Origin of the sequence: Coprococcus sp. RTP21428st1_C9_RTP21428_210409 (genome assembly GCF_040227395.1) — a bacterium.
Taxonomy (GTDB): Bacteria; Bacillota; Clostridia; order Lachnospirales; family Lachnospiraceae; genus Coprococcus; species Coprococcus aceti.
Genome location: NZ_JBEHVV010000097.1, coordinates 1 through 8,360, shown reverse-complemented (window position 1 = coordinate 8,360; position 8,360 = coordinate 1). Strand labels below are relative to the sequence as shown.

General features: G+C 45.0%; 5 protein-coding genes and 1 other annotated feature. All 5 genes read right to left on the bottom strand.

Annotation, left to right across the window (positions count from 1 at the left end):
- Positions 1-2,398, bottom strand: a 2,398-nt coding sequence (gene rpoC, locus ABUA34_RS13260) for a DNA-directed RNA polymerase subunit beta' (RefSeq protein WP_349823466.1), incomplete at its 3' end; no start/stop codon positions are given.
- Positions 2,399-2,415: 17 nt separating this feature from the next.
- A complete protein-coding gene (gene rpoB, locus ABUA34_RS13255; protein WP_055224423.1) occupies positions 2,416-6,318 on the bottom strand; it encodes a DNA-directed RNA polymerase subunit beta in 3,903 nt (1,300 codons plus the stop codon).
- A 287-nt stretch (positions 6,319-6,605) separates the two neighbouring features.
- On the bottom strand, positions 6,606-6,974 hold the full coding sequence (rplL, locus tag ABUA34_RS13250; protein ID WP_015534196.1) for a 50S ribosomal protein L7/L12: 369 nt from the start codon (positions 6,972-6,974) through the stop codon (positions 6,606-6,608).
- 166 nt (positions 6,975-7,140) lie between these two features.
- Positions 7,141-7,629, bottom strand: coding sequence for a 50S ribosomal protein L10 (gene rplJ / locus ABUA34_RS13245; protein ID WP_015534197.1), 489 nt, complete (start codon positions 7,627-7,629; stop codon positions 7,141-7,143).
- A gap of 36 nt (positions 7,630-7,665) precedes the next feature.
- Positions 7,666-7,803: a sequence feature (ribosomal protein L10 leader region), on the bottom strand.
- A 78-nt stretch (positions 7,804-7,881) separates the two neighbouring features.
- Positions 7,882-8,360, bottom strand: a 479-nt coding sequence (locus tag ABUA34_RS13240) for an N-acetylmuramoyl-L-alanine amidase family protein (protein ID WP_349823465.1), incomplete at its 5' end; no start/stop codon positions are given.

Genomic DNA, 8,360 nt, shown 5'->3' with positions numbered 1-8,360 from the left:
TTATAAGATCCTGTGATACATCTACAAGTCGTCTTGTCAGGTATCCTGAATCGGCTGTACGAAGAGCTGTATCTGACAGACCCTTACGAGCACCATGCGCTGAAATGAAATACTCCAGAACGTCAAGTCCCTCTCGGAAGTTAGACTTGATTGGGAGCTCAATGGTCTTACCTGTTGTATCTGCCATCAGTCCTCGCATACCTGCAAGCTGCTTGATCTGCTGATTAGAACCACGGGCTCCAGAATCAGCCATCATGAATATATTGTTATATTTATCAAGACCTGCGAACAGGAGATCCTGCAGATGCTTATCTGCCTTCTCCCAGATCTTAACTACTGCCTGATATCTCTCCTCGTCTGATACAAGACCACGTCTGAACTTCTTGGTGATTTGGTCAACGAGCTTCTGTGCATCCTCAAGGATATCCTTCTTCTCATCAGGCACCTTCATATCTGAAATAGATACTGATATAGCACTTCTTGTTGAATACTTATATCCTATTGCCTTGACATCATCAAGAACCTCTGCAGTCTTTGTTGCACCGTGTGTATTGATACACTTGTCAAGGATTGGCTTGAGCTGCTTCTTTCCTACATGGAAATCTATCTCAAGCTTCAGAGCGTTCTCACGAACAGTTCTGTCTACATATCCGAGATCCTGTGGAATGATCTCATTGAAGAGAAGCTTTCCAAGTGTTGTATCGATAACACCTGTAACTTCCTCGCCCTCGAACTCACCGGTTCTTCTTACATGGATCTTGGTGTGAAGTGTAATTCCACCATTCTCATATGCAAGTATTGCCTCATTCTTGGACTTAAAATATCTTCCCTCTCCGATCTCGCCTTCCTTTTCCATTGTCAGATAGTAGATACCAAGTACCATATCCTGTGAAGGAACGGCAACAGGCGCACCATCTGATGGCTTCAGCAGGTTGTTAGGTGAAAGCAGAAGGAATCTACACTCAGCCTGTGCCTCTACTGTAAGTGGAAGATGGACAGCCATCTGGTCTCCATCGAAATCGGCATTGAAGGCTGTACATACGAGTGGGTGAAGCTTTATAGCCTTACCGCCTACAAGCACTGGCTCAAATGCCTGGATTCCAAGTCTGTGAAGTGTAGGGGCACGGTTAAGCATAACCGGATGCTCCTTGATGACATCCTCAAGAATGTCCCAAACCTGTGGCTCAAGCTTCTCTACCATCTTCTTTGCCTGCTTGATATTGTTTGCCTTACCTGTAGCTGTAAGCTCCTTCATAACAAATGGCTTGAACAGCTCGATAGCCATCTCCTTAGGGAGACCGCACTGGTAAATCTTAAGCTCTGGTCCAACTACGATAACTGAACGTCCTGAGTAGTCAACTCGCTTACCAAGAAGGTTCTGACGGAAACGTCCCTGCTTACCTTTCAGCATCTCTGAAAGTGACTTCAGTGCTCTGTTACCAGGGCCTGTTACCGCACGTCCACGTCTACCGTTATCTATAAGTGCATCAACTGCCTCCTGAAGCATTCTCTTCTCATTTCTCACGATGATCTCAGGAGCACCGAGATCAAGGAGTCTGCGGAGACGATTATTTCTGTTGATAATTCTTCTGTACAGATCGTTGAGGTCTGATGTTGCAAATCTTCCACCTTCAAGCTGTACCATAGGTCTGATATCTGGTGGGATAACAGGTATTACATTCATGATCATCCACTCAGGTCTGTTCTCTGATGTTCTGAATGCCTCCATTACCTCAAGTCTCTTGATGATCCTTGTACGCTTCTGGCCGCTGCATGTCTCAAGCTCTTTCTTAAGCTCTGCGCTCTCGGCATCAAGGTCTATTGCCTTGAGAAGCTTCTGTATAGCCTCTGCGCCCATCTCTGCAACGAATGAACCGTAACCATACTCCTTCTCTGCCTCTCTGAACTCCTGCTCGTTGAGGATCTGCTTGTAAGCAAGCGGAGTATCCTTTGGATCTGTTACTATATATGATGAGAAGTACAGTACCTTCTCAAGCACTCTTGGTGATATATCAAGGATCAGTCCCATACGGCTAGGGATTCCCTTGAAGTACCATATATGTGATACAGGAGCAGCGAGCTCAATATGTCCCATACGCTCTCTACGAACGTTGGACTTTGTTACCTCAACTCCACACTTATCACACACGATTCCCTTGAATCTGATCTTCTTGTACTTACCACAATTACACTCCCAGTCCTTCTGTGGCCCAAATATTCTCTCACAGAACAGACCGTCCTTCTCAGGCTTAAGTGTTCTATAGTTGATAGTCTCAGGGCGCTTTACCTCACCATGTGACCATTCTCTTATCTTTTCAGGAGATGCAAGTCCGATTTTTATTGCGTCAAAGTTCAATGACTTTTCCTGTTCTGCATTGTCTACATTGTATTCTGGCATCTTACAAAGCTCCTTTCTTATTCTTCCTCATTATTATCCATATAATCTGAATCGCCGAGGTCTTCCATATCACTTATATCGTCGTTCTCATCAACCTCTGAGAATCCGCTTGCCTGAAGCTCATCTGCGTCATCGCCTCTGAACACCTCAGGTGCATCGCTCTCATCCATATCATCGTCTCTGTCTGATGATCTGTCGCTGAGAAGTCTCTTGATACTTGTGTTGTAATCATAAGCTTCCATGGTCTCGCTGAGATCAACTTCAACCATCTTCTTGTTGCCTTCCTCGTCCTCTTCCTCTCTTACGACTCTTACATCAAGTCCGAGAGCCTGGAACTCCTTGAGAAGTACCTTGAATGACTCAGGCACACCAGGTGCTGGTATATTGTCGCCCTTGATAATAGCCTCATATGTCTTAACACGTCCTACAACATCATCAGACTTAACTGTCAGAATCTCCTGCAGTGTGTATGAAGCACCATAAGCCTCAAGAGCCCAAACCTCCATCTCTCCGAAACGCTGTCCACCAAACTGAGCTTTACCACCCAGTGGCTGCTGTGTTACCAGTGAGTACGGACCGGTTGAACGAGCATGGATCTTATCATCAACCAGATGGTGCAGCTTGAGGTAATGCATGTAACCGATAGTTACAGGGGCATCAAAGTTCTCACCTGTTCTACCATCACGGAGCTGAACCTTACCTGTTCTGTTGATAGGCACGCCCTTCCACTCTGCTCTGTGGTCTCTGTTCGTGTAGAGGTAATCCATAACCTCAGGCTTTACTGTATCCTTGTACTTAGCCTCGAAGTCTTCCCATGTACCATTTGCATAGTCATTGGCCATCTCCAGTGTATCCATGATGTCAAACTCTGTAGCACCATTGAATACAGGAGTGGATACCTTGAATCCAAGAACCTGTGAAGCAAGTCCGAGATGGATCTCGAGGACCTGTCCGATGTTCATTCGTGAAGGAACGCCCAGTGGGTTAAGCACGATATCAAGAGGACGTCCGTTTGGAAGGAATGGCATATCCTCAACAGGGAGCACTCGTGAAACTACACCCTTGTTACCATGACGACCAGCCATCTTATCTCCGACCTGGATCTTTCTCTTCTGTGCTATATATACTCTGACCTTCTTGTCTACGCCTGCCGGAAGATCGTCTCCATCAGCACGTGTAAATACCTTTGCATCTATAACAATACCGAATGCTCCGTGTGGAACCTTCAGTGATGTATCTCTTACCTCTCTTGCCTTCTCACCGAAGATGGCACGAAGAAGTCTCTCCTCTGCTGTCAGCTCAGTCTCTCCCTTTGGAGTAACCTTTCCAACGAGGATATCACCGGCACGAACCTCTGCGCCGATTCTGATGATACCATTCTCATCAAGATCCTTGAGGACATCATTTGACAGACCTGCAAGATCTCTTGTGATCTCCTCCTTACCAAGCTTGGTATCACGAGCCTCACACTCGTATTTCTCTATATGAATTGATGTGTATACATCATCCTGTACAAGTCTCTCGCTGAGAAGAACCGCATCCTCGTAGTTGTAACCTTCCCATGTCATGAAACCGATCAGTGGGTTCTTACCAAGTGCGATCTCTCCGCCAGATGTTGAAGGGCCATCTGCGATAACCTCTCCAGCCTTTACGTGGTCACCCTTGAACACGATAGGTCTCTGGTTCATACAGTTACCCTGGTTGCTTCGTGCAAACTTGATGATGTGATATACATCCTTTGTTCCATCCTCATCTGCTCTTACACAGACCTCTGTGCTGTTTGAATATTCTACAACACCGTCTCTCTTGGCAACAACGCAAACACCTGAATCTACAGCAGCCTTTGCCTCCATACCTGTTCCAACCACTGCTGACTCTGTCATCATAAGAGGAACCGCCTGACGCTGCATGTTTGATCCCATGAGGGCACGGTTAGCATCATCGTTCTGAAGGAATGGGATCATCGATGTAGCAACTGAGAATACCATCTTAGGTGATACATCCATGAGATCAACCTTTGACTTAGGGAACTCGGTTGTATCAGCTCTGAATCTTCCTGATACATTGTTCTTGACAAAGTGTCCATTCTCATCTATAGGCTCATTAGCCTGTACTACTCTGTATCTGTCCTCCTCGTCTGCTGTAAGGTAAACAACCTCATCTGTAACAACAGGGTTAGAAGGATCTGTCTTATCAAGCTTTCTATATGGAGCCTCAACGAAACCATACTCGTTGATACGCGCATATGTAGCCAGTGAGTTGATAAGTCCGATGTTAGGACCCTCAGGGGTCTCGATAGGACACATTCTACCGTAGTGTGTATAGTGTACATCTCGGACCTCGAATCCGGCTCTGTCTCGTGAAAGTCCACCAGGGCCAAGGGCTGAAAGTCTTCTCTTATGAGTCAGTTCTGACAGAGGGTTATTCTGATCCATAAACTGTGACAACTGTGAACTTCCGAAGAACTCCTTAACAGCAGCCGTTACAGGCTTGATATTGATAAGGGACTGAGGTGTGATAGACTCAGCATCCTGTGTTGTCATTCTCTCTCTTACAACTCTCTCAAGTCTTGAAAGACCGATTCTATACTGGTTCTGAAGAAGCTCTCCAACCGCTCTGATACGTCTGTTGCCCAGATGGTCGATGTCATCGTCATTACCAATGCCATACTCGAGGTGAATGTTGTAATTTATGGAAGCAAATATGTCTTCCTTTGTAATATGCTTTGGTACGAGGTCTGACATGTCTCTCTCTATGGCAGCCTTGAGCTTCTCTGTATCATCGCCATACTCCTCGAGGAGTCCCTCGAGAACCGGATAATATACTCTCTCCACAATGCCAAGCTCAGCAGGATCAAAATCCACATAATTGGCAATGTTGACCATCATATTAGAAAGAACCTTAACGTTTCTCTCCTCTGTCTGGATCATAACATAAGGAACTGCTGCATCCTGAATTGTGTCTGCAAGCTCCTCTGATACTGTTGTTCCAGCTTCAGCGATAACCTCTCCTGTGCTAGGATCGATAGCATCCTCAGCAAGGACATGTCCTGCTATACGAGCCTTGAGAGCAAGCTTCTTGTTGAACTTGTAACGTCCAACCTTTGCAAGATCGTATCTTCTCGCATCAAAGAACATAGCATTAATAAGGCTCTCTGCATTCTCAACTACTGAAGGCTCGTCTGGTCTGATCTTCTTGTAAAGCTCTACCACGCCCTCTGCATATGACTTTGCAGGATCCTTGTTAAGACTCTCCATGATCTTTGGCTCCTCGCCAAATAAATCTATGATCTCCTGATCTGTTCCAAGACCAAGTGCACGGATAAGAACAGTCACAGGTACCTTTCTGGTTCTATCCACACGAACATAGAATACATCGTTGGAATCTGTCTCATACTCCAGCCATGCACCTCTGTTAGGAATTACTGTACATGCATACAGCTTCTTACCAACCTTATCATGTGTTATATCATAGTAAATACCAGGTGAACGCACTAACTGGCTTACTATAACTCGCTCTGCACCATTGATAACGAATGTTCCTGTCTCTGTCATAAGAGGAAGATCACCCATGAATATCTCATGATCTGACATCTCCTTAGCATCTCCGACTCTGAGTCTGACCTTGACTCTGAGAGGCGCCGCATATGTTGCATCTCTCTCCTTGCATTCCTCGATACTGTACTTCAAGTCATCTTTACAGAACTGAAAATCTACGAACTCAAGACTATACTGTCCAGAGTAATCAGTGATAGGAGAAATATCCCTGAATGCTTCCTTCAGACCGTCAGTTAAGAACCAGTTGTATGAATTCTTCTGAACCTCTATGAAGTTAGGCATCTCCAGGACGTCCTTCTGCTTAGCGTAGCTCATTCTGTAGCCTTTTCCAGACTTGACAGGACTAATTCTGTTCTTTTCCATCGACACATTCACCCCTTGGAATTTATTTTTATGCTTTTTAAGACAAACCTTAGTTTAAATAAGTGTTTTAAAGCCATTTATCACCCTATTATGATGTGTATGCACACGAAGCCATAATAGTGACAGTTTACTATCCTAACAGCAAATGCAATATTTGTCAACTATATTTTGGAATTTTTTTAGATTTTTTTATTAATTGAGAAAAGATGTATAGAAAAACCGGCCCGGCGGGATGAGATCCACCTCCGCCAGGCCGAATAAAGTCTGATAATAAAATAAGGATCAAATTACTTTAATGTAACCTTAGCGCCCTCAGCCTCGAGCTTTGTCTTAGCTTCCTCAGCCTCTTCCTTAGTAGCGTCCTCCTTGATTACCTTTGGAGCACCATCTACAGCGTCCTTAGCTTCCTTAAGACCTAAGCCTGTAAGCTCACGAACAACCTTGATAACCTTAACCTTGTTAGGACCAACCTCTGTAAGCTCTACGTTGAATGAATCCTTCTCCTCGGCTGCTGCTGCACCGTCTGCACCTGCTGCTGCAACTACAACACCTGCTGCTGCTGATACGCCGAACTCCTCTTCACAAGCCTTAACTAAGTCGTTTAACTCTAATACTGATAAACCTTTGATTACTTCAATAATTTCCTGAGTTGTCATTATGTTTTTCCTCCATATAATATAATTTGTTATTTTGTAATGTATCCACACATCATTCTCGTATCATGCGGATACCATTTGTCCATGATATAGACAGTTGAATATCTGACAGCATATGATCCCGGCAGTGCCGATATATACATCAGATGTTCTATCAGGCTTAATATTAAGCCTCCTTCTGCTCTGCGATCTGCTTGATAACACGAGCGAAGTTTGCGATAGGTGACTGGATACTTCCAAGGAACTTGGAAATAAGCGCGTCTCTTGAAGGGATCTTTGCAATAACCTGGATTCCTTCTGCATCGTAGAATGTACCTTCTACAACGCCGCCCTTAAGCTCAAGAGCTGGGGCATTCTTTGCGAAGTCTGCAAGAACTCTTGCAGCCGCTGTAGCGTCATCCTTGCAGATTGCAAGACCAGTTGGTCCCTCTAAACAACCCTTAAGGCCTTCGAACTCTGTTCCCTCGATAGCGAAGTTAACCATTGTGTTCTTGTATACCTTGTATACAACACCAGCTTCTCTTAAATTCTTACGGAGCTGTGTATCCTGCTCAACTGTAAGACCACGATAGTCTACAACTACTGCAGTAGCAGCGCCTTCAAGATTTGCCTTGATCTCTTCTACTATTGGCTTCTTTAACTCTACCTTTGCCATAATGCGCCTCCTTATTTTACTAATGACTGCACATTCCAAGATATAAAAAAACTCTCAAAGCCCTAAGACCTGAGAGTAGATTGTTAATTCAATAACGATATCTTTCCTCGGTAGGTGATATAACATCTTACGCCCTAGGGCACCTACTGTCTTCGGCAGTTCATCGTTGCTTAATGTAACACACTGCAAATGCAATGTCAACAATTTTTTTATTTTTTACCCGGCCTGACTCAAATCCGTTTATTGCCAGGCTCACGCTCGCGCGCCGATCGTCTCATCCACAGCATTTGCTATTGCGTCTGCTATGGCTTCAAAATTGTAATCATACAGGTAATTGTCGTAATCGTTGTTGATAAAGCCTGTTTCTATGAGCACTGCGGGCATTTCAGTCCGGCGCAGCACCGCCAGCCCCGGCCTCTCCTCAACATTTATATTTCGAAAGCCCAGCTTTTCAAGCTCGCTGTTGATCTCCTGTGCAAGATTGTATTTCACTCCGCTTTTATCGTAGACAAGGGTCTGCACTCCGCTGTACTTGTTGGCCTCCGGTGCAGAGTTGCGGTGAAGCGATATAAAATAATCTGCTCCGCTCTCATTTCCCTTCTGTGCTTTGCGGACCGGAGAATCGTATACATCCTCCGTTCTGGTGTATACCACATCATATCCCCTGCGGGTGAGTTCATCCCCAAGTGCCAGCGCCAGGTTCAGGTTATCGTTTTTCTCAAGCCTGCCCT